The sequence below is a fragment of the Lapillicoccus sp. genome (genome assembly GCF_036559105.1).
In the GTDB taxonomy this organism is placed as follows: domain Bacteria; phylum Actinomycetota; class Actinomycetes; order Actinomycetales; family Dermatophilaceae; genus Lapillicoccus.
The window spans coordinates 1-20,889 of record NZ_DATBTV010000070.1 but is presented as its reverse complement, the minus strand read 5'-3'; the positions used below and the strand labels follow the sequence as shown (position 1 = coordinate 20,889).

The 20,889-nt window shown below is 72.3% G+C and carries 20 protein-coding genes and 1 pseudogene; 15 read left to right on the top strand and 6 right to left on the bottom strand.

Going from position 1 to position 20,889, the window contains the following annotated elements:
* Positions 1 to 149 precede the first annotated feature (149 nt).
* The gene (locus tag VIG79_RS09265; RefSeq protein WP_331884857.1) at positions 150 to 959 is read left to right on the top strand and encodes a lipase family alpha/beta hydrolase; all 810 of its coding nucleotides are present in this window, start codon (positions 150 to 152) and stop codon (positions 957 to 959) included.
* Here VIG79_RS09265 and VIG79_RS09260 read toward each other — a convergent pair.
* From VIG79_RS09260 to VIG79_RS09250, 3 genes are read right to left on the bottom strand one after another with little or no spacing between them, the layout of a single operon-like run.
* Positions 949 to 1,764 carry an ABC transporter permease gene (locus tag VIG79_RS09260; RefSeq protein WP_331884855.1) on the bottom strand — a complete coding sequence of 272 codons (816 nt, stop codon included), beginning with the start codon at positions 1,762 to 1,764 and terminating at the stop codon, positions 949 to 951. The two genes, VIG79_RS09265 and VIG79_RS09260, sit on opposite strands and share 11 nt — an antisense overlap.
* Positions 1,761 to 2,687, bottom strand: a complete 927-nt coding sequence (locus VIG79_RS09255) for an ABC transporter ATP-binding protein (protein WP_331884853.1) — start codon at positions 2,685 to 2,687, stop codon at positions 1,761 to 1,763. The genes VIG79_RS09260 and VIG79_RS09255 overlap by 4 nt, the downstream gene beginning before the upstream one ends.
* Complete coding sequence (locus VIG79_RS09250) at positions 2,684 to 3,778, bottom strand: hypothetical protein (protein ID WP_331884851.1); 1,095 nt, start codon at positions 3,776 to 3,778, stop codon at positions 2,684 to 2,686. The genes VIG79_RS09255 and VIG79_RS09250 overlap by 4 nt, the downstream gene beginning before the upstream one ends.
* A 117-nt stretch (positions 3,779 to 3,895) precedes the next feature.
* On the opposite strand from VIG79_RS09250, the gene aspS reads away from it, so the two are divergent.
* From aspS to VIG79_RS09230, 4 genes are all read left to right on the top strand, one after another.
* A complete protein-coding gene (gene aspS / locus VIG79_RS09245) occupies positions 3,896 to 5,665 on the top strand; it encodes an aspartate--tRNA ligase (protein ID WP_331884849.1) in 1,770 nt (589 codons plus the stop codon).
* 91 nt (positions 5,666 to 5,756) lie between these two features.
* The gene (locus tag VIG79_RS09240) at positions 5,757 to 6,380 is read left to right on the top strand and encodes a hypothetical protein (RefSeq protein WP_331884847.1); all 624 of its coding nucleotides are present in this window, start codon (positions 5,757 to 5,759) and stop codon (positions 6,378 to 6,380) included.
* A gap of 215 nt (positions 6,381 to 6,595) precedes the next feature.
* Positions 6,596 to 6,727, top strand: a complete 132-nt coding sequence (locus tag VIG79_RS09235) for a hypothetical protein (protein WP_331884845.1) — start codon at positions 6,596 to 6,598, stop codon at positions 6,725 to 6,727.
* Complete coding sequence (locus VIG79_RS09230) at positions 6,712 to 7,296, top strand: GNAT family N-acetyltransferase (RefSeq protein WP_331884843.1); 585 nt, start codon at positions 6,712 to 6,714, stop codon at positions 7,294 to 7,296. Before VIG79_RS09235 ends, VIG79_RS09230 begins: the two co-directional genes overlap by 16 nt.
* 51 nt (positions 7,297 to 7,347) lie before the next feature.
* Here VIG79_RS09230 and VIG79_RS09225 read toward each other — a convergent pair whose 3' ends face one another.
* Genes VIG79_RS09225 through VIG79_RS09215 form a run of 3 tightly spaced genes read right to left on the bottom strand, consistent with a single transcriptional unit; the run spans position 7,348 to position 10,281 of the window.
* Complete coding sequence (locus tag VIG79_RS09225) at positions 7,348 to 7,485, bottom strand: hypothetical protein (RefSeq protein WP_331884841.1); 138 nt, start codon at positions 7,483 to 7,485, stop codon at positions 7,348 to 7,350.
* A 9-nt stretch (positions 7,486 to 7,494) separates the two neighbouring features.
* A complete protein-coding gene (locus tag VIG79_RS09220) occupies positions 7,495 to 7,971 on the bottom strand; it encodes a hypothetical protein (protein ID WP_331884839.1) in 477 nt (158 codons plus the stop codon).
* Positions 7,972 to 7,995: 24 nt separating this feature from the next.
* Positions 7,996 to 10,281, bottom strand: coding sequence for an MMPL family transporter (locus VIG79_RS09215; RefSeq protein WP_331884837.1), 2,286 nt, complete (start codon positions 10,279 to 10,281; stop codon positions 7,996 to 7,998).
* Positions 10,282 to 10,334: 53 nt separating this feature from the next.
* Between VIG79_RS09215 and VIG79_RS09210 the strand changes: the two genes are divergently transcribed.
* The 10 genes and pseudogenes from VIG79_RS09210 to VIG79_RS09170 all read left to right on the top strand — a co-directional run.
* On the top strand, positions 10,335 to 11,735 hold the full coding sequence (locus VIG79_RS09210) for a replication-associated recombination protein A (protein ID WP_331884835.1): 1,401 nt from the start codon (positions 10,335 to 10,337) through the stop codon (positions 11,733 to 11,735).
* A 46-nt stretch (positions 11,736 to 11,781) separates the two neighbouring features.
* Positions 11,782 to 13,548 carry an alpha/beta hydrolase gene (locus VIG79_RS09205; protein WP_331884833.1) on the top strand — a complete coding sequence of 589 codons (1,767 nt, stop codon included), beginning with the start codon at positions 11,782 to 11,784 and terminating at the stop codon, positions 13,546 to 13,548.
* Positions 13,535 to 13,828: pseudogene (locus VIG79_RS19795) on the top strand (alpha/beta fold hydrolase); the annotation flags it as partial. The gene VIG79_RS09205 and the pseudogene VIG79_RS19795, both read left to right, overlap by 14 nt.
* Before the next feature lie 46 nt (positions 13,829 to 13,874).
* Complete coding sequence (locus VIG79_RS09200; RefSeq protein ID WP_331884831.1) at positions 13,875 to 14,249, top strand: hypothetical protein; 375 nt, start codon at positions 13,875 to 13,877, stop codon at positions 14,247 to 14,249.
* A 54-nt stretch (positions 14,250 to 14,303) separates the two neighbouring features.
* Positions 14,304 to 17,018, top strand: a complete 2,715-nt coding sequence (gene alaS, locus VIG79_RS09195) for an alanine--tRNA ligase (RefSeq protein ID WP_331884829.1) — start codon at positions 14,304 to 14,306, stop codon at positions 17,016 to 17,018.
* Between the two features lie 46 nt (positions 17,019 to 17,064).
* Positions 17,065 to 17,565: a Holliday junction resolvase RuvX gene (gene ruvX / locus VIG79_RS09190; RefSeq protein WP_331884827.1), complete on the top strand. Its 501-nt coding sequence runs from the start codon at positions 17,065 to 17,067 to the stop codon at positions 17,563 to 17,565.
* 98 nt (positions 17,566 to 17,663) lie between these two features.
* Entirely contained in the window at positions 17,664 to 18,911 is a 1,248-nt protein-coding gene (gene mltG / locus VIG79_RS09185; protein ID WP_331884825.1) for an endolytic transglycosylase MltG, read from the top strand.
* On the top strand, positions 18,884 to 19,714 hold the full coding sequence (locus VIG79_RS09180) for a shikimate dehydrogenase (RefSeq protein WP_331884823.1): 831 nt from the start codon (positions 18,884 to 18,886) through the stop codon (positions 19,712 to 19,714). The genes mltG and VIG79_RS09180 overlap by 28 nt, the downstream gene beginning before the upstream one ends.
* Positions 19,711 to 20,400 (top strand): prepilin peptidase, encoded by a 690-nt coding sequence (locus tag VIG79_RS09175; protein ID WP_331884821.1) that lies wholly within the window; start codon positions 19,711 to 19,713, stop codon positions 20,398 to 20,400. Before VIG79_RS09180 ends, VIG79_RS09175 begins: the two co-directional genes overlap by 4 nt.
* A 398-nt stretch (positions 20,401 to 20,798) precedes the next feature.
* On the top strand, positions 20,799 to 20,889 hold a 91-nt coding region (locus VIG79_RS09170; RefSeq protein WP_331884881.1), incomplete at its 3' end, for a chorismate synthase.

Here is a 20,889-nt window from a genome sequence, read left to right as displayed (position 1 = left end):
GGTCGGTCAAGGGCCTTGACTGGCAGTCGAGCGCCTCACACCGGGCCGGTAAGCGGAGTCGGAGTCGGGGGCGGCCGGGTGGCGGTGGTCCGGAGTCCGGAGTCCGGGGTTCGTGCCGGTCGGGACAGGTGGGTCGCGCATGATGGGGCGTGCTCTCGCGACTCGACCGCCTGTCCCCGGCGCGGCGGCGGTTCGTGCTGGTCGTCGCGGCGGTGCTGGTGTCGCTCGCCATGGTCGTGGGTGTCGTCGCCCTCACCGCGCTCCGCGGCCGACTGGTCACGCCGGTCGACCAGGGCACCGCCGGGCCGGTGCTGCTCGTCCCGGGGTACGGCGGCTCGGCCGCCTCCCTCCAGAGCCTCGCGACCCGAATGCGTCAGGCCGGGCGGGACGTCACCGTGGTCGACCTGCCGGACCGCGCCCAGGGCGACCTGACCACCCAGTCGGACGCGCTCGGGACGACCGCCGCCCAGGTCCTCGCGCGTACCGGAGCGCAATCGGTGGACGTGGTCGGGTACTCGGCCGGCGGGGTGGTCGCCCGGCTCTGGGCCACCGAGGGCGACGGCCCGGGCAAGATCCGGCGCCTGGTGACGCTCGGGTCGCCACTGCACGGCACCGACGTTGCGCGGCTCGGCACCCTGGTGTCCGGGACCTGTCCGACCGCGTGCCAGCAGCTCGCGCCCGACAGTCCGGTCCTGTCGCGCCTGGACAACGAGCCGCTGCCGACCGGCGTGCTGGGCCTGTCCATGTGGACCACCAGCGACGAGGTCGTCCAACCACCCACCTCGTCGGTCGAGGACGACGTACCCAGCCCGTCCGTGCAGAGCGTCTGCGCGGGCAGCCAGGTGAACCACGGTGGCCTGCCGAACGACCGCGTGGTACAGGCGATGGTCCTCGAGGCGCTGGGAACCGGCCCGATCCCGACCTGGGCGCCCGGGGACTGCGGCCGGCTCAGCTCGTGACGTCACGGGTCGTGAAGTTCGCCCAGGCCGCCAGCAGCAGCACGCCGACGTAGACCGCCTGGAGCGCGATGCCCCGACTGACGTTGCTCCACAGGATCGGGTCCCGGTAGAGGTCCACGAACGACAGCCAGTACCGGGTGGGCAGGTAGGGCTGGAGCGGCTGCGCCGCGTCGATGGTCAGCAACAGCGACGAGCCGATGAGGAAGGCCAGCGCCCCGAGGGTCGCCGACAGCGGCGAGTCGGTCGTCGTGGACAGGAACAGCGCCATCGCCGCCACACCGAGCATCGAGAAGGTCACCAGGAGGACCGCTGCGACGGTCCGCCAGGCGACCTGTCCCGGCGTCAGTACCGACCCCGAGATGCTCACCATCGCCTGCGAGAGTGGCGCGTCCCCGAGCAGGAAGTGCCCCACGACGAACCCGATCAGCGTCACGCTCACCACCCCGACGAGGACGAACACGACGATGGCCACGAGCTTGGCCACGAGGAGCCGGGTCCGGCCGACCGGGCGGACCAGGAGATACCGCAGGGTGCCGGCCTGCGCCTCACCGGCGACCGCGTCGCCCGCCACGACGGCGACAGCGATCGGCAGGAACAGCGGCAGCACGATGGCCAGCGCCGCAATGGCGAACAGCGACCCGTTGGCGATGACGGCCGACAGGAACGCCGGCCCCTGTCCCGGGCGCGGGGCGATCCGGGTCCACGCCAGCAGCACGCAGACCAGGGTGGGCAGCAGGTTGAGCAGGCCGATCGCCACCCAGGTGCGGCGCCGTCCGAACAGCTTGGTCAGCTCGACCCGGATCACCGGGCGACCTCCCCGGGACGGCGGGCCGAGGTCCGCTCCTCGATGACCTGCTCCAGCGTCCGCCGTTCCGGGCCAAGCTCGCGCACCGCGACGCCGGCCGAGACCAGCCGGGCGTTCACGCCGGCCGGGTCGGCCGACCGGACCATGATTCGCTCCCCGTCGACCGCCTCGACCGCAGGTCCGAGGATCTGTCTCGCCAGATCGACGTCCGACGTCTCGACGACGGTCCGCCCGGTGGGCGCCCGCAACGTGGACAAGGACTCCTGGATGACCAGGCGGCCCCGGTCGAGAAGCCCGATCCGGGTGCAGAGCTGGTCGACCTCGGCCAGCAGGTGGCTGGACATGAAGATCGTCGTGCCCGCCTCGTGCAGCTGCTGAAGGAGGGTCCGGATCTCGCGGATCCCTTGGGGGTCAAGGCCGTTCGTCGGCTCGTCGAGGACCAGCAGCTCGGGCTGGCGCAGCATCGCGGCCGCGAGGCCGAGCCGTTGACGCATACCGAGGGAGTACGCGCGGACCGGTCGCCGCCCGACCTCGCCCAGGCCTACGACCTCGAGGGCGCGCCGGGCCCGGTCGGACCGGTCGCGCCGCCCGCCGCCCCAGGGTCCCCCGGGGTGCCGGCCGCTGGCGTCGAGGAGGACGAGGTTGGCCTGCCCGGACAGATGCCCGTAGGCGGCGGGTCCCTCGACGAGCGACCCCACCTTGGGCAGCACATCGCGTCCGGCCTTGGGCATGGGCCGCCCGAGGAGCTCGATCCGTCCCTGCGTCGGCAGGACGAGCCCGAGGAGACAGCGCACCGTCGTCGTCTTGCCGGACCCGTTCGCGCCGAGGAACCCGTAGATGTCCCCGGCGCTGACGTCGAGCCCGACGTCGTCGACCGCCGTCACCGACCCGAACCGTTTGGTGAGCCCCTCCGTGCGGATCACGCGGCTACCGCACCGAGCTCGGTGGCCGCCCGGGCCAGCCCGTCGGCCGTCACGGTGCCGGCGACCAGCCAGGTCGTGCCACCGCGGGACGTGGTCAGCAGCAGCCCCAACGGGCCGACGGACACGACGAGCCCTTCCGGCAGCTCGCGGGCCCCCGACGCGAGTCGCAGCGAGTCGCGCAGGGAGCCGGCCAGCTGGGCCGAGACCGCACTCACCACGAGCTGGGTGACGCCGTCGCCGTACTCGCCGATCGTCGCCAGGCCGGCGCCGGGCGTGGACCGGGTGAAGCCGAGCAGCGTCTCGGGCGGGCGTGGACCACCGAACCGGGCGATCTGGCCCACGAAGTCGGTTCGGGCCACGGAGCGCACCCGGGCGCGGGGCGGGGCGGTGAACGCCAGGTCCCCCGCCGTGGGTGCGGCGTCGGAGAAGTCGAGGAAGGTGCTCGACATGGCCGGCAGGTCGGCGGACCGACCGAACACCTCGACGAGGACCGGGATCCCGGACGCCGCGTCGGCCCACACGTCGACCCGGCCCACGCTGCTGAGCGCGTCGCTCGGCCGCAGCTCCAGGCCCTCGGCCGCCCGCCCGGCGACCCGGCGGGCCGGGAGGGCGCTGAGCTCGTCGGCGGTCGCCTCGCTGAGCATCCGGGCCGCCAGCGCCGGCGGCAGGGTGTCGGTGTCCTGAGGGAGGCGGACCGTGTTGGCGGCCCCCGGCGCAGACACCCCGACCCGGTTGTCCTCGTAGTCCCAGACCAGCGTGCCGGCCGACGTGGTGCGGGTGCTGTGCTCGCCGGCCGGCGTGAGGGTGTCGGAGCGCCAGTCGGTGGCGGACCGCCACCACACGCGCATCTGGGTCCGGCCACTCAGCAGCGTGCTGAGGTCGTTGAGCTGGTCGGTCGTCGGGAGGGCGAGCGTGCCCGAGCTCTCCGCATACCCCTGGTAGGGGGTGGACCTGGAGGCCTGCATTCGAGCCAGGAGCGCAGCCGGACCGGTGTCGGGAGTCGAGACCGGCGCATACCGGACGGCGAACGGCACGGCGACGAGGACGGCCACCGTCACCGCGCAGACCGTCCACCGCCAGCCGGCTCTCATCGCGACAACGTACGTCGGCGTGCTGTGGGACGGCGCAGCCGCAATCGATTCGTAAGGCAACCGTCGGTCTCCGTAGGATGACCGGGCTGTTCGCCACCCCCCACCGAAGGACCCTCCGTGCTCCGCACCAACGAGGCCGGCACGCTGCGCGCCGACCAGACCGGCCAGACCGTCACCCTCGCTGGATGGGTCGCCCGGCGCCGCGATCACGGCGGTGTGGCCTTCCTCGACCTGCGTGACGCGTCCGGTGTAGTGCAGGTGGTCGCCCGCGACGAGGTGCTGGCGGAGGGCGGTGCGCACGACATCCGGAACGAGTACTGCGTCCAGGTCACCGGCGAGGTCCGCCGCCGGCCGGAGGGCAACGAGAACGCCGACCTGCCTACCGGTCAGGTTGAGGTCGTCGCGTCGGCCATCGACGTCCTGAACCCGAGTGCGCCGCTGCCGTTCCAGATCGACGAGCGCGTCAACGTCGGCGAGGAGTCGCGTCTCAGGTACCGGTACCTCGACCTGCGGCGTCCCGCGCCCGGGGCGGCGATCCGGCTCCGGTCGCGCGTGAACGCCGCCGCGCGGTCGGTCCTGGACGCGCACGACTTCGTTGAGATCGAGACCCCGACGATGACGCGCTCGACGCCCGAGGGCGCGCGCGACTTCATCGTCCCGGCCCGGCTGGCGCCGGGCTCCTGGTATGCGCTTCCCCAGAGCCCGCAGCTGTTCAAACAGCTGCTCATGGTGGCGGGGATGGAGCGGTACTACCAGATCGCGCGCTGCTACCGGGACGAAGACTTCCGGGCCGACCGGCAACCCGAGTTCACCCAGCTGGACATCGAGATGAGCTTCGTCGAGGAGGACGACGTCCTCGCGCTCGGCGAGGAGATCGCGGTGGCGCTGTGGGGCCTGATCGGGGTGGACGTGCCGACGCCCATGCCGCGGCTGACGTATGCCGATGCAATGGCGCGGTACGGCAGCGACAAGCCGGACACCCGCTTCGGTCACGAGCTGGTCGAGTGCACGGAGTTCTTCCAGGGCACCGGTTTCCGCGTCTTCCAGCAGGACTACGTCGGTGCCGTCGTCATGCCCGGCGGCGCCTCGCAGTCCCGCAAGCAGCTCGACGCCTGGCAGGAGTGGGCCAAGCAGCGCGGCGCTCCCGGGCTCGCCTACGTGCTGGTCCAGGAGGACGGCTCGCTGGGCGGGGGCGTGGCCAAGTTCCTCAACGAGACCGAGGCCGCGGGACTGGCGGCTCACGTCGGCGCCGCTCCGGGCGACTGCATCTTCTTCGGTGCTGGAGCGGTCAAGTCGTCCCGGGCGCTGCTGGGCGCCGCACGCCTCGAGATCGGACACCGTTGCGGGCTCGTCGAACCCGGGTCGTGGGGTTTTCTCTGGGTCCACGACGCCCCGCTGTTCGAGCCGGCCAGCGAGGCGGTCGCCGCCGGTGACGTCGCAGTGGGGTCGGGCGCGTGGACGGCGGTGCACCACGCGTTCACGTCGCCGAAGCAGGAGTTCCTCGACACCTTCGACACGGAGCCGGGGACCGCGCTCGCGTACGCCTACGACATGGTCTGCAACGGCAACGAGATCGGCGGCGGGTCGATCCGTATCCACCGCCGCGACGTGCAGGAGCGCGTCTTCGCGGTCATGGGGCTCAGCGAGGCCGACGCGCAGGAGAAGTTCGGGTTCCTGCTCGACGCGTTCCAGTACGGCGCGCCGCCGCACGGCGGGATCGCCTTCGGGTGGGACCGGATCTGCGCCCTGCTTTCGGGTTCGGACTCGATCCGCGAGGTCATCGCCTTCCCGAAGTCGGGCGGCGGGTACGACCCGCTGACCGGTGCCCCCGCGCCGATCACCGCGCAGCAGCGCAAGGAGGCCGGGGTCGACGCGACCCCCGCGTGACGGTCCCGCCCGGACGGGCTGGGGCGGCTGGGTGAGGCCGGTGCCGGCGTTCTGGAAAACGCCAGCCGTCCGAACGCCTCCTTGCTAGCCGGTGCCACCGCTCATCGACCCCACCCAGCTGCTGCTCGGCACGGTGAGCGATGAACCGGTGGAGCGCTCCGCCCGGCCGGTCGCCACCGCCCGTGGAGTCGCCCTGGCCGACGTCCCGGAGACGCCGCCTGCGGTGGTCCTCGGGTACCAGCCGGAGTTCCACCCGGCGCGTGACCACTGGTTCGCCGACATCGCGATGGACGACGGACCCGACCTGTGGCCGTTCGTCCGGCTGGCGCTCGCGCGCTACCAGCCCCGCTCGATCGACGGCTGCAGCCTGTCACCGATCGGCCTGACGTCGTGGGTGCAGCCGCTGCCGACCCGGACGACGACGGTCAACCGACCGGACGAGAACCGCGTCCGGCTGACGGTCAGCGGCGTCATCGCGCTGCTGCGGGCGCCGCGGCTGGGGGCGGGGACGTCGGCGGCGTGGCCGGCGACGACCTCGACGGGGACACCCCGATGGGCCAGGCGGCGCGCATCGACTCCCTGCTCGCTAGCACCCGCATCGTCATGGCCCGGCTGGAGCACCTGCCGGACGGTGCGAGCGACCTGCAGTGGGAGACGGTCACCTACCGCCGGCTGCGGGTCGTCGGTGCCGGGACCGAGCTCACCATGCGAGTGAGCGGCGAGCGGCGAGCTGCGGCTGCCCGAGCCGCTGGAGCTCCGTACGCCTGGCTCGCCGACGTCCGCCTGGCGGGTCGTCGTGGAGGAGCAGGAGCTGCTCGATGCCGACGACCCGGACCAGCCGAACAGCGCTGTCCACGCCGTCATCGTCCGCCGAACGGTCTTCGCCGACACCATCCCGCTCTAGTCGGGTACGCCGGGTTTCCCCACAGCATGCCGACCGCCCAGGTGGAGGCGATGGACGCCGACCTGCTCCCCTTCCCTCCAGTGCTGGTCCTCCCGCTCGACGAGACGTGGAGGCAGGGCGTGGTCGCGGGTACGTTGCCCAGATGTCCGAGCTCGTGACCAAGGCGCTCACCCCGGAGACGTTCGACGACTTCGCCGCTCTCGTGGAGCGGAACGGGGGCATGTTCGCCCACTGCTGGTGCACCTGGTTCCATGCCGACTTCGCGGAGAAGGAGCAGAGGTCCACGAGGCGGGCGCTCAGGCAACGCCTGGTGGCCGACGGGATCGCCCACGCCGCGCTGGTCTACGACGGTGACCGGGCGGTCGCCTGGGCGGAGTACGGGTCACCCGAGGAGCTGCCGAACATCCATCACCGCAAGGAGTACGTCGCCACCGCCGGGCGACGGCCCGACTACCGGGTCACCTGCATCCTGGTCGAGCGCGGCCAGCGTGGCCGGGGCCTGGCGGCGATCGCGCTGCGCGCAGCCGTCGAGCTGAACGAGCAGGCCGGCGGCGGCCTGGTCGAGGGGGACCCCCACGACACCGGTGGGGTCCGGAAGAAGAACTCCTCGTTCCTCTACAACGGCACCCGCACGATGTATGAGCGGGAGGGCTTCAGCTACGACCGGCCCAAGGGCCAGGGCAACTGCGTGATGGTGCGCGAGGTGGCTCCGGCACCGCGCGACTGAACGGGTCGATGGAGGCCGGCCCTGCCCGTCGGTCACGCCGCTGCGGCACCCTCACGGGTGACCGGGCTGAGCCTCCTCGGGGCCGGTGGTTCGTCGCCCGCGCAGGTGGCGGACCAGAACGACCACACGCCACGCGAACAACCCCACGACGGCCGTCATGACGAGCACGTCCCAGAGCCCCAGCTGCACCACGAGCGCCTATGCCCGGTCCCCGACGCGCAGTCCCTCGTTGCGGTCGCCGACGCCGGCCGGACGGTCCTGCCAAGCGACCCCCGACGTCACCGTGCCGTCTCGATCGGTGAAGGTACCGACCGGGATGTCCGAGCTGGGGCGCAGGCCGTCGATGACGATGACACCGGCCGCCCCGTTGACGGTGGCCGCCGCCACCTGCGAAACCTCCGCCCCGAGGGTGACCCACAGGACCCAGGCGAGCGCCAGGACGAGCACGACGTCGAGCACGACGTCGAGCACGACGTCGAGCACGAGCACCAGCCGGCCGACGGTGCGGTCTGAGGTGTCGTCATCGCCTGTCGCTGTCATGTCGTGCGCGCTGAGCACGGCCGCATCGATGCCGACCTCGAGCCATGCCGGCGGCGCCGGCCGCACGCGAGTACCGCTGTCCGACATCGTCGCCCGCGCGCTGCCGTTGTCGTGCTGCGGCGGACGATCGATCACGCAGCAGACGGCAGCCACCCCCGGCTACTCCCGTATGCCGTGCCGGGCGTGCCAGCGCGCGAGGGGGGCCGGGGCCCACCAGTTCCAGTCGCCGAGCACGGTCATCGTGGCCGGGACGAGCAGCATCCGGACGACCGTGGCGTCGAGGATCACCGCGGTGACCAGGGCGACGCCGATCTCCTTGATGATGAGCAGCTGCCCCGCCGCGAACCCGGCGAAGACGATGACGATGAGCAGGGCGGCTGACGTGATGATCCGGCCCGACCGCTGCAGGCCGAGGGCGACGGCGCGGTTGTTGGGTACCCCCTGACGGTGCAGCTCGGTGATCCGGGCCAGCAGGAAGAGCTCGTAGTCCATCGACAACCCGAACCCGAAGGCCAGCACGAGGAACGGGATCATCGACTCGATCGCGCCGACCGACGAGAAGTGGATGAGTCCCTCCAGGTGGCCCCGCTGGAACGTGAGCACCAGCACGCCCAGCGCCGCCCCCAGCGACACGACGTTGAGGATCAGCGCCTTGAGCGGGATCACCAGCGAGCCGGTCATGAGGAACAGCAGGACGAACGTGCCGAGCACCACCAGGCCGACCGCATACGGGGCCTTGGACACCATGCTGGCCAGAAAGTCGCGCTGGCCGGCGGCCTGCCCGGTCACGTACGTCGTGAACGGCGGTCGGTGCGCGCGGAGCTCGTCGATGACGGCGTCGGTCTCCGCGCCGAGGGGCTCGCCGGCCACACTGACCGACACGACGCTGAGGTTCGGCGTAAGCGAGCGGACGCTGGTCCGCTCGACGCCGGGCAGCGTCGACACCGACGAAGTCGCCCACTGCTGCGTTGTCTCGAGCGGTGCCTGGGCCACCACGGTGACGTCGGGGGCCTGTAAGGCGGGGTAGTCGCGGTCGAGGTTCTCGAAGAAGACCCGCTGGGCGGAGCCGACCGGCAGCATCTCCCTTCCCGACGAGGTGAGCTTCATCGACAGTGCAGGCCACGCGAGAGCCAGCAGCGCGGCCAGGGTGACGACGATGACGGCGAACGGCCGGGCCTGGACGAACTTGGCCAGCTGGGAGAACACCCCGTGGTCGGGCCCGGACTCCTGCCGCCGGGGCACCAGTCGTCTCGCGCCGAGGGTGCACAGCGCGGGGATGAGGGTCAGGTCGACGACGATCGCGACGAGGACGATCGAGACGCCCGCCGCTCCGATCGCGCGCATGATCTCGGCGTCGAACAGCATGAGGCCGCTGAGGGCGATGGCCACGGTCAGACCCGAGAACAGCACGGTCCGACCGGCGGTGGCGACGGTCCGGGCGGTGGCCTCGACGATGTCGTCGCGGGTGAAGGCGTGCCGTCGTCGGTCGGAGTCGGCCGCGGCGATCCGGCCCAGCTCCTCGCGGTAGCGGCTCACCGTGAGCAGCCCGTAGTCGATCGAGAGTCCGAGCCCGAGCAGGGTGACGACGTTGACGACGCTGGCGTCGAGGTCGATGACGTGGGAGAACGCGAACAACGAGGCGAGGCCGCCGGCGATGGAGGCGATGGCACCGGCGATCGGCATCCCGGCCGCCACGAAGCCACCGAAGACGAACACCATGACGATGAACGACAAGGGCAGGGCGATCCCCTCGCCGGCCTGCAGGTCCGTCTCGATCTGGTGGGTGATGGCGTCGACCAGCGGTCCCACCCCACCGACCGAGCCGGTCGCACCGGGGAAGGCGGCGACGATGGCGTCGAACTGCTGCTGCGCCGCAGCGTGGGCGGCGGTCCGCTGCGCCGTGGGGAGGTCCTTCGCGAACGACGCCACCGTGACGAAGCCGCCGCCGGCCGGGGTGCCGCCGCTGAGGAACGCCGCCGCCTCCGGGTTCTGGAGGCCGCCGGGCAGGAGGAACGGCGACGTGACCGAGCTGACGCCGGGGACAGCGGCCAGGTTCTGGGTCGCGGTCGTCGCCGCCGCGACGGCGGCCGGGTCGGCCAGGTTCGCGCCGGCGACCTGCAGGGTGAGGCTGTCGGAGCTTGCCTCGTTGGCCTCGACGAGATCCTGGCCGGTCTGCGCCTCGCTCGGTGCCGACGGCGCCCCCGAGTGCAGGCGCTGGAACAGCGACTCGCCGGTGACCCCGCCGACCGCGACGGCGAAGGCCGCGGCGGTGATGACGACCCAGACGAGCACGAACCGCCACGGGTGGCGTGCGGCGACGCCGCCCAGGCGCGCCAGCCGGGTCGTCGGGTAGGCCGCGGACGAGGCCTCGCCGTTGCCGCCCCCGGGGGAGTCCGAGACCACCCCAGGCTCCGGCCCGGGGGGAGCGTCGAGCGAGGTGGCCACGGCTCAGCGTACGTGGCGTGGTGCGTCAGACGGCCTCACTAGGCTGGAGGGCGATGAGCGACGCTACGGACCTGTTCGCCCAGGCCCGGGACGACCGGGTCGCGGCCGGTCCCACGACGACCGGCGACAGCACCCTCCCGCCGCTCGCCGTCCGGATGCGCCCGCGCTCGCTGGAGGAGGTGCGGGGCCAGGCCGACGTGCTGCGTCCCGGCAGCCCGCTGCGTCGCCTCGTCGAGGGGTCCGGCGGTACCGCCGGCCCGCTCTCGGCGATCATCTGGGGACCGCCCGGTACCGGCAAGACCACTCTGGCCCACCTCGTCGCCACCGCCTCGGACCGGCGGTTCGTCGAGCTGTCCGCCGTGACGGCCGGCGTCAAGGACGTCCGCGAGGTCATGGACCAGGCGCGCCGCGACCGCGACCTCTACGACCGCCAGACGGTGCTCTTCCTCGACGAGATCCACCGGTTCACCAAGGCCCAGCAGGACGCGCTGCTGCCCGGCGTGGAGAACCGGCTCGTCGTCCTCGTCGCGGCCACCACCGAGAACCCGTCGTTCAGCGTCATCGCCCCGCTGCTCTCCCGCTCGGTGCTCGTCACGTTGACCCCGCTCGACGACGCCGAGATCGCCGACCTGGTCGATGCCGCCGTCGCCGACGAGCGCGGGTTGGCCGGCGGCTTCTCGCTGGACGAGGACGCCCGCGCGCACCTCGTCCGGATCGCCGGCGGTGACGCCCGGCGAGCGCTCACCGCTCTCGAGGCGGCCGCGGGCGTGGCCCTCGACACCGAGCCCCTCACCGCTGACACCGACGACGCCCCCGTGACCATCGTGCTCACGCATACGGAACAGGCCGTGGCGCAGGCGGCGGTCCGCTACGACCGGGCCGGCGACCAGCACTACGACGTGGCCAGCGCCCTCATCAAGTCGATGCGGGGCAGCGACGTCGACGCGGCCCTGCACTACCTCGCGCGGATGCTGGAGGCCGGCGAGGACCCACGGTTCATTGCCCGCCGCATCGTCATCGCGGCGAGCGAGGACGTCGGCATGGCCGACCCGACCGCCCTGCAGACCGCGGTCGCGGCGATGCACGCCGTCGCCCAGATCGGAATGCCCGAGGCGCGAATCATCCTGGCGCAGGCCGTCGTCCACAACGCGATGGCGCCGAAGTCGAATGCCTCCTACCTCGCCATCGGGGCGGCGATCGCCGACGTGCGGGCCGGCAAGGGCGGCCCGGTCCCTCCTCACCTGCGGGGGAGCGGCTACGCGGGGGCCGCGCGGCTGGGCCACGGCGACGGGTACGCCTACGCCCACGACGCGCCCGACGGGGTCGCCGCGCAGCAGTACCTCCCGGACGATCTGGCCGGCGCCACGGACTACTACCGGCCGACCGACCGGGGGTTCGAGGAACGCCTCGCCGTGCGGCTCGCCTGGCTCAAGGAGCGGTTGGCGAACCGCTGACCGGAACTCCCCGTCCTCGCGGCGGCGCTGCGGGACAATGGCTGCCATGGGGGTCGACACCGCCACCGAACGCTCCGTCGAGACGCCGCGTGCTCGACGACCGTCGTGGCCGCGTCGCCTCTGGTGGCGGCTGCGGCACTGGGTCCTGAACCTGCCTCGCTTCCCGGTGGCCCTGGCCTTCCTCGGCTACCTCGCCTCCGACACCCCGTCGCTGCTTCCCCGGCCGTGGTACTTCCAGGGCCTGATCGGCGGCATCTCGGCGCTGATCTTCTACGTCATCGGCCTCGTCATCGCCGAGATCTGGCAGCTGTTCGCCCGCTGGTCGGGCTTCCGGATGACCATCCGCCCGGGGGCCCGCACGGTCCTGCGCCGCATCTGGTACGTCCTGGTCGCCCTCGCCGTGCTGGCCTACCCGTTCGTCAACGCCGCCTGGCACACCTACGTCACGGCCTACGTCGGGGAGCAGCCACCCGGCCCGCTCTACCCGTTGGCCAGCATCCTCACGGCCATCCTCGTGGGGGCACTCTTCATCGGCGTCTACCACCTCTTCGCCGCACTGACCCACTGGCTGACCGCCCGGCTCGAGCGGCGGGCGGTGCGGGTCGCCATCGCCCGGCTCGTCGCCACCGTCGTGACGATCGTCGCCATCGCGGCCGTCTTCGACCAGGTCGTCATCCGCGGTCTGCTCCTCGCGGCCAAGGAGCAGGCCGACGCGGTCAACCAGTCCACTCCCGCCGGGATCTTCACGCCGGCCTCACCGATGCGGTCCGGTGGCCCGGGGTCCCTGGTGCCGTGGGACAGCATCGGAGCCGACGGCAAGTCGTTCATCGCCTCCGGCCCCAACGCCGCTCGCGTCAGCGTGGTCACCCGCGACGACGAGGCGAAGCAGCCCATCCGGGTCTTCGCCAGCGCCGACAAGGACCGCAACCTCGAGGACACCAAGAACCTCGTCCTGGCCGAGATGGACCGGACCAAGGCGTGGGAGCGCAAGGCCATCCTCGTCGTGACCTCGACGAGCACGGGGTTCGTCAACGAGTGGTCGGCCGAGTCGTTCGAGTACCTCCTGCACGGCGACACGGCCATCGCCGCGATGCAGTACTCCACCCTGCCCTCGGCACTGGGCCTGCTCACTGCCCGGGACGAGCCGCCGAAGGTCGGCCGGCTGCTGTTCAAGGCGGTCGCGGCCAGGATCGCGTCCATGCCGCAGGACCAGCGGCCGAAGCTGTACGCCGGCGGGGAGTCCCTCGGCGCCTACGGCGGGAACGGGGCGTTCGACAGTCCCGACGACATGCTCGCGCAGGTCGACGGCGCGCTGTGGACCGGGACGCCCTCGTTCACACCGAACCACGAGACGCTCACCGCCCAGCGGGCGTTCGGCTCCACCGAGGTCAACCCCACGATCGGCAACGGCGTCCACATCCGGTTCGCCGGCAACGAGGCGGAGCTGACCGCCGACCAGTTCGGGCACTCGCTCGGCGTGTGGAACGCGCCGCGGGTGGTCTACCTCCAGCACGACTCCGACCCGGTCGTGTGGTGGTCGCCCGACCTGATCCTCAACACCCCGGACTGGCTCGTCGAGACCCGACAACCGGGCACGCCGATGAGCTACATGTCGTGGCTGCCGTTCGTGACGTTCTGGCAGGTGACGGCGGACATGGCCATGTCCAACACCGTCCCCGGCGGGTACGGGCACCGCTACTTCGAGACCGAGACAGTGCCCGCGTGGGCCGGGATCATGGGCATGGACCCCAACACCGACTACACCCGGATCGAGAGCGCCATCAACGAGGCCAACCAGGGTGCGTCCGGGTAGGTCCGGCCTAGGCTCCAGGCGTGGTCGCGAGGGGCTGGGGGAGACCTGGATCGACGTGGACGGCTCGACGTGGGCGGTCCGCCAGGCCGGCGACCCCGACGGGCGGCCGCTCGTGTACTTCCACGGCACCCCGTCGTGCCGGCTCGAACCGGCCTTCGCCGACGCCGACTGCTCCGAGCTCGGCATCCGCCTGATCTCGTTCGACCGGCCCGGGTACGGGGAGTCGACCCCGCAGCCGTTCGGCCTGGCCTCGGTCGCCGGCGCGACCGGGACGATCGCCGACCGGTTGGGCCTGGACCGGTTCGTGACGCTGGGGCAGTCGGGCGGTGGCCCGTTCTCGCTGGGCGTGCGCGGCGGTCCTCGGCGACCGCGTGACTCGCTGCGGCGTGACGGCCGGCGCCGTCCCGTTCCAGCTGACGCCGGGAGCCATGGACCTCCTCGACGAGAACGACCAGGCCGCGGTCGGCATGCTCCCCGACCATGCGGCCGCGGCGTCCGGGTTCGCTCGGGGCTTCGAGGGGTTCCGGGCCGCGCTGCTCGGGACCGACCAGGAGATCGGTGCGGGCCACGTACCGGCCGGGGCGGGTCCGTGGCTCGCCGAACACCTGCCCGACGCGACCCTGCGCCTGCGTGAGGACGACGGCCACCTCGGGGTCCTGGAGCACACCCGAGAGGTCCTCGAGACGCTCCGCGGCGACTGAGCGCGGGGAAAGCCGCGCGAGCCGGCATACCCCGTTCGACTAGGGTCGCTGACCATGGAAACCGCCGAGATCGCGCGTCGTTGGCTGGCGTTCTTCGAGGAGAAGGGGCACGCCGTCGTGCCCAGCGCGCCGCTGCCGTTCGACGACCCGAACCTGCTGTTCGTCGTGGCCGGGATGGTTCCCTTCGTGCCCTACTTCAGCGGCCAGCAGACCCCGCCGTGGCCCCGCGCGGCCTCCGTCCAGAAGTGCGTGCGCACCCCAGACCTCGACGAGGTCGGCAAGACCAGCCGGCACGGCACCTTCTTCCAGATGAACGGCAACTTCTCGTTCGGGGACTACTTCAAGCACGACGCCATCGCGTATGCGTGGGAGCTGCTGACCGGGCCGGTCGAGGCCGGCCGTTACGGCTTGGACCCGGAGAAGCTGTGGGCCACCGTCTACGAGGACGACGACGAGGCCGAGGCGCTCTGGCTCGAGCTGACCGACATCCCCAGGGAGCGGGTCGTCCGGCGTGACCGGCTCGACAACTACTGGCACATGGGAATTCCCGGCCCCGGTGGCCCCTGCAGCGAGATCTTCTACGACCGTGGTCCGCAGTACGGCCCGGACGGTGGGCCGACGGTCGACGAGGACCGCTTCCTGGAGATCTGGAACCTCGTCTTCACCGAGTTCGAGCTGGGCGCGGTCCGGAGCAAGGCCGACTTCGACATCGTCGGGCCGCTGCCCAAGAAGAACGTCGACACCGGCATGGGCCTGGAGCGGATCGCCAGCATCCTGCAGGGCGTCGACAACCTCTACGAGATCGACCAGGTCCGGCCGGTGCTCGACCGGGCGGCCGAGATGACGGGTAAGCGCTACGGAGCAGCGCCCAGCCACGTCGCATCGCAGAGCAGCCCCGACGACGTGCGGCTGCGGGTCGTCGCCGACCACGTGCGGTCCTGCCTGATGCTCATCGGCGATGGGGTGACCCCGAGCAACGAGGGCCGCGGCTACGTCGTCCGCCGGATGCTGCGCCGCGCGGTGCGCTCGATGCGGCTCCTCGGCTGGGACGAGCCGGCGATGCCCGACCTGCTGCCGGTGTCGATGGAGCGGATGAGCGTCACCTACCCCGAGCTACGGACCGGCTTCGACCGGATCAGCCAGGTCGCGTATGCGGAGGAGGAGGCGTTCCGTCGGACCCTAGCCTCCGGGACCACGATCCTCGACACCGCTGTCGCGCGCGTGAAGTCGGCGAGGGCAGGGACGCCGGACGACAAACCGGAGCTGACCGGGTCGCAGGCGTTCGCGCTCCATGACACCTACGGCTTCCCCATCGACCTCACGCTGGAGATGGCGGCCGAGCAGGGCGTCGCCGTCGACGAGGGCGGTTTCCGCCGGCTCATGCAGGAGCAGAAGGACCGGGCCCGGGCCGACGCCAAGGCGCGCAAGCAGGGGCACGTCGACACCTCGGTCTACCGGCGGATCGCCGACGGGCTGGGCCGAGCGGTCGAGTTCACCGGGTACGACGAGGTCGTCTCCGAGGGCCGCGTCGCCGGGATCGTCCGCGACGGCGTGAAGGTCGAGGCCGCCGGACCCGGCGACGACATCGAGCTGGTCCTCGACCGCACCCCGTTCTACGCGGAGGGCGGTGGGCAGCTGGCCGACGGTGGCCGGATCGAGCTGGACAACGGCGCCGTCATCGAGGTGCGCGACGTCCAGTCCCCGATCGGCGGGGTCGTCACCCACCGGGCGACCGTGGTCCTCGGCGAGGTCGTCCCGGGTGCCCTGGCTCTCTCCGAGGTCGACATCGAGCGCCGCAAGGCGATCTCCCGCGCCCACACGGGGACGCACATGGTGCACAAGGCGATTCGCGAGGCCCTCGGCGACACCGCGACCCAGGCGGGTTCGGAGAACGCGCCCGGCCGTTTCCGGTTCGACTTCAACGCCCAGTCCGCGGTGCCCAAGTCGGTGCTGCGTGACGTCGAGGCCAAGGTCAACGCGCTGCTGCTCGACGACCTGCCAGTCACCGCGGAGGTGATGACGCAGCAGGAGGCCCGTGACGCCGGTGCGATGGCGCTGTTCGGCGAGAAGTACGGCGACGCCGTCCGGGTCATCTCGGTCGGCGACTGGGCCCGCGAGCTCTGCGGCGGTACCCACGCGCAGCGTTCCGGCCAGCTCGGCGTCGTGAAGCTGATGGGGGAGTCGTCGATCGGCTCAGGGGTCCGGCGGGTGGAGGCGCTGGTGGGCGCCGACGCCTACTCGTTCCTCGCTCGCGAGCACGCGATCGTCGGGCAGCTGACCGAGGCGCTGCAGGCGCGCCCCGAGGAGCTGCCCGAACGGGTGGCCGGGATCCTCGGCCGGCTCAAGGAGGCGGAGCGCGAGATCGCCGCCGCGCGTCAGGAGAAGGCCCTGGGTGCCGCCGCCGGACTCGTCGCCAGCGCCCGCGACTTCGGCGGCGTCGCCCTGGTGACCCACGACGCCGGCGACCTCGGAGCCGACGACCTCCGCAGCCTGGTCCTCGACGTCAGGAACCGGCTGGGCGTCGACCACCCCGCAGTCGTGGCCATGGCGTCGGCAGCGGCCGGCCGCCCGGTCGTCGTCGTGGCGACCACGGCTGGGGCCCGTGCGGCCGGAGTGACGGCTGGGCCGTTGGTTCGCGTCGCGGCGCAGGTCCTCGGTGGTGGCGGGGGCGGCAAGGACGACCTCGCGCAGGGCGGCGGAACCGACCCGTCGAAGGTCTCGGCGGCGCTCGGTTCGGTCGAGGACGCATTGCGCGGACGCAGCGGCTGACCGTGAGTCGCGGGTCCGAAGCCCCGTCCTGTGGTCGAATGAGGTGATGGTGCGCGGCGGAGTTCGGCTGGGCGTCGACGTCGGCTCCGTTCGCGTCGGCCTCGCGGCCAGCGACCCCTCAGGGCTGCTCGCGTCCCCGGTCGAGACGATTCCTCGGGACCTATCTCCCGCCCGCAGCGACCTGGCTCGGATCGCCGCCGTGGCCCACGACCTCGATGCCGTCGAGGTCGTGGTCGGGCTGCCCCGGCATCTGTCCGGCGTCGAGGGGGAGGCGGCGAGGCTGGCGCGGGCCTACGCAGCGGACGTCGCCCGCCTGGTCGACCCGATCCCGGTGCGGCTGGTCGACGAGCGCTTGACCACCGTCGAGTCACACCGCAGACTACGCGAGAGCGGAGTGGCAGGCCGTTCACAACGCGGTGTCGTCGACCAGACGGCCGCGGTGCTCATCCTGCAGTCCGCGCTCGACGGCGAGCGAACTTCGGGGCGGGCGCCCGGCACCAGGGTCGACCCCCTGCGGCGCCGCCCCCGACAGAAGGACCGAGCATGACCGACCGACGCGACCCCGCGTCCGGCTCCGGCGACCACGTTTCCTATGACTCGGCGCATGACTCGGCGCATGACGTGGTGTTTGACGTGGACCATGACATGGACCGTGACGTGGACCGTGACGTGGACCATGACCCGAGGGCGGGCTACGACGAGCACGGCGTCCTCCACGAGTACGACGAGCACAGCGCGCTGTACGACGAGCACGACGAGCACCTCGGGCACGCCTACGACCCGTTCGACGACCCGGCCTCCGACGAACTGCGACGCGCCGACCGGCACACCCGCCCGAAGGGACGTGGCGGCCGGACCGCGAAGCGGCTGCTGGTCTTCGTCGTCGCGATCGCCCTCATCGGCGGGGCCGCCTTCGCGGCGGTGACCGTGCTCAAGCCGGCCTTGTCCGGCTTCGGCGGCGACACCGACTACCCCGGACCGGGCACCACCGAGGTGCAGGTCACGGTCAACCCCGGAGACACGGGTCGGGCCATCGCCAACACCCTCTTCACCGCGGGGGTGGTCAAGACGGCCAAGGCGTTCACCGACGCCGCCGCCGACAACCCGGCCAGCGCCGCCATCCAGCCCGGCGAGTACACGCTGAAGAAGGAGATGAAGGCCGCCGACGCCGTCGCCCTCCTCGCGAACCCGGCGAACCGCACGGTGCCCATGGTCACCATCCCCGAGGGGCGCTGGAAGTCCGAGGTGTTCGCCACCCTCGCCAAGGCCAGCGGCAAGCCGGTCGCCGACTACGAGGCGGCCGCGAAGGACGCCGCGACGATCGGCCTGCCCGCCTCGGCCAAGGGCAACGTCGAGGGCTACCTGTTCCCGGCCACCTACGAGTTCGCCAAGGACTCGACGCCGACCGAGCAGCTGCGCCAGATGGTGCAGAAGACGGTGTCGACGCTGACCGCCCAGGGCGTCGCCCCGGACGACATGGAGAAGGTCCTCATCACCGCCAGCATCCTCGAGGCCGAGGGCCGCAGCACCGAGGACCGCGAGAAGCAGGCCCGGGTGATCCAGAACCGCATCGACCAGGGCATGAACCTCCAGCTGGACTCGACGGTCAGCTACGGCGTCCAGAAGCGGGCCCTGACCACCACCGACGCGGAGCGGGCCGACAAGAACCCCTACAACACCTACGTCACCGCCGGTCTGCCGGCCGGGCCGATCGGCAACCCGAGCGCCTCGTCCATCGAGGCGGCCCTGCATCCGGCCGACGGCCCGTGGCTGTTCTGGGTCACCACCAACCCCAGCACCGGGGAGACCAAGTTCGCCGTGACGCAGGACGAGCACGACCAGTACGTCAAGGAGTTCCAGGCCTGGTGCCAGGCGAACACGGGCAAGTGCTGACCGACCCGCACCATCGCGCCGCCGTCCTCGGCTCGCCCATCGCCCACTCGCTCTCGCCGGCGCTCCACACGGCCGGTTACCGCGCGCTCGGCCTGAACGACTGGGACTACACCCGCGCCGACGTGGCGGAGCTCGAGCTGCTCGCCTTTGTGACGGCCCTCGGCCCGGAGTGGCGCGGCCTGTCGCTGACCCGTCCCCTGAAGGAGGTCGCCTTCGAGGTGGCCACGACGGTCACCGACGTGGCCCGGGACACGGGGTCGATCAACACGCTGCTGCGTCGGCCCGACGGCGGGTGGGACGCCGACAACACCGACGTCGTCGGAGTGCTCGGGGCGCTGGCCGACGTCGGCGTCGACCACGCCGAGCGGCCCGTCGTCGTGGGGTCGGGGGCCACCGCCCGGTCCGTCGTCGCGGCGTTCGTCGCCCTCGGCGCCGCGCGCGTCGACTTCATGGTGCGCGGCGAGGTCCGCGGCGCCACCCTGGAGCAGGCCCAGGCGTCCGGGCTGCGGATCGGGCGCCGCGACATCGGCGACTGGCCGGACGGTGTCGACGTGGTGGTCTCCACCGTGCCCGGCGACCGCTCCGAGGCCGCGGCCACCCTCCCGCCGGGCCGGGGTGCGGTCCTCGACGTCGTCTACGGCACGGCCAGCGCCTTCACCGAGCTGGCCCCCGAGCGGGGGTATGTGGTCGCTCCCGGAGTGGCGATGCTCCTGCACCAGGCGGCCGAGCAGTTCCGGATGATGACCGGTCACCCCGCGCCACTGGCGGCGATGCGGGCCGCCGTCGGGCTGAGGGCCCCGTGACCCTGGCTCCCGCGGTCGCCGCCCCCTGGTGGCTGGTCGCGGTCGTCACCGTCGCCGGAGCCGGCGTCGGCTGGCTCCTCGCTCGCGAGCTCGGCACCGGCGGGTACCGGCTCGACGACGAGGCCGACCGGCCGCTCCCCGGACCGGCCGCCGTCCTGGCCGTCGCGGTCCCGGTGCTCTGGGGAGTGCTGGCCTGGCGCCTCGGCGGCCTGTCACAGGGTGCGGCACTGCCCGCATACCTGCTGCTCGCGTGGGCCGGGGTGGCGCTGTTCTGGATCGACCTCGACACCCACCGGCTGCCCGAGGGGCTGACGCTGCCGGTCATCCCCGGGCTGCTCGTGCTGCTGACGGTGGCCTCCGCGACGACCGGGGACTGGGGAGCGTTGCTGCGCGGCGTGATCTGTGGCGTGGCTGGCTGGCTCGTGTATGCGGTGCTCGCCTTTGTCGTTCCGGGCGGGCTGGGGCTGGGCGACGCAACCCTGGGCGGGCTGGTGGCTCTGCCGCTGGGCTACCTCGGGTGGGGGGTCCCGATCTTCGGGTTCGTCGCGGCATACCTCGTCTCGGGTGTCGTTGCGCTGGTGGGCCTGGCCACCCGACGGCTGACGTTGCGCAGCCACATCGCGTTCGGGCCGTTCATCGTCGTGGGCGCGCTGCTCGCGCTGCTGGTGCGCTTCCAGCTCGTCTAGCTCCGGCGGACGCCCTGAGTCGGAGCGGGTTGTGGTGACTTCTCGACCCTCTGAGTGCAGGAGCGTTCACGATTCCGCCGACGGCGCCTTGCGCGCACCCACCTGACCGGACTCTCTGCGGGTGCGGTTCCCGTTCACTCAGCCGCGCGGACCGCCCCGAGCCGGAGCGGGGATACGGGAAGATCCAGCACACCCGGGTGGGGTGGATCTTCCCGTTCACGGGCCCTGGCCGTGCGCCGGACGGACGGTGGCGGGTTTCGACCTCTGGGGTACAGGAGCGTCCACGATCCCGCCGACGGCGTCCGCCGCGCACCCATCTGAGCCGGGTGCGTTTGCCGCTGGTCCAGTCTCGCGGACGGGCGACGAGGCGAGCGTGTGGTGCGTGGCAAGATCGCCGCATGCTGCGTTGGTTGACCGCCGGTGAGTCCCACGGCCCGGCGCTCGTCGCCGTGATCGAGGGCCTCCCCGCCGGGGTCGAGGTGACCACCC

What these genes read in the sequence shown, in the direction of transcription:
- VIG79_RS09250 (WP_331884851.1), bottom strand. Translation starts at nt 3,778, where the DNA reads ATGAGAGCCGGCTGGCGGTGGACGGTCTGCGCGGTGACGGTGGCCGTC.
- VIG79_RS09235 (WP_331884845.1), top strand. Translation starts at nt 6,596, where the DNA reads ATGCCGACCGCCCAGGTGGAGGCGATGGACGCCGACCTGCTCCCCTTC.
- VIG79_RS09230 (WP_331884843.1), top strand. Translation starts at nt 6,712, where the DNA reads ATGTCCGAGCTCGTGACCAAGGCGCTCACCCCGGAGACGTTCGACGAC.
- VIG79_RS09210 (WP_331884835.1), top strand. Translation starts at nt 10,335, where the DNA reads ATGAGCGACGCTACGGACCTGTTCGCCCAGGCCCGGGACGACCGGGTC.
- VIG79_RS09205 (WP_331884833.1), top strand. Translation starts at nt 11,782, where the DNA reads ATGGGGGTCGACACCGCCACCGAACGCTCCGTCGAGACGCCGCGTGCT.
- alaS (WP_331884829.1), top strand. Translation starts at nt 14,304, where the DNA reads ATGGAAACCGCCGAGATCGCGCGTCGTTGGCTGGCGTTCTTCGAGGAG.
- ruvX (WP_331884827.1), top strand. Translation starts at nt 17,065, where the DNA reads ATGGTGCGCGGCGGAGTTCGGCTGGGCGTCGACGTCGGCTCCGTTCGC.
- mltG (WP_331884825.1), top strand. Translation starts at nt 17,664, where the DNA reads ATGGACCGTGACGTGGACCGTGACGTGGACCATGACCCGAGGGCGGGC.